The sequence below is a fragment of the Nostoc sp. UCD121 genome, assembly GCF_014222285.1.
In the GTDB taxonomy this organism is placed as follows: Bacteria; Cyanobacteriota; Cyanobacteriia; order Cyanobacteriales; family Nostocaceae; genus Nostoc.
Genome location: NZ_JACKZS010000567.1, coordinates 1 through 278 on the forward strand (window position 1 = coordinate 1; position 278 = coordinate 278).

General features: G+C 61.9%; 1 rRNA gene. It reads left to right on the plus strand.

Going from position 1 to position 278, the window contains the following annotated elements:
* Positions 1-278: ribosomal RNA gene (locus GNF10_RS37500) — 16S ribosomal RNA — on the plus strand; the annotation flags it as partial.

Genomic DNA, 278 nt, shown 5'->3' on the forward strand with positions numbered 1-278 from the left:
CTAGTGGTTGGGGATGAGCTCGCGGCCTATCAGCTTGTTGGTGGGGTAATGGCCTACCAAGGCGGCGACGGGTAGCCGGCCTGAGAGGGTGGACGGCCACATTGGGACTGAGATACGGCCCAGACTCCTACGGGAGGCAGCAGTGGGGAATATTGCACAATGGGCGGAAGCCTGATGCAGCGACGCCGCGTGGGGGATGACGGCCTTCGGGTTGTAAACTCCTTTCGACCGCGAGGAAGCCGCCTGGTTGGAAGGGTGGTGACGGTAGTGGTAGAAGA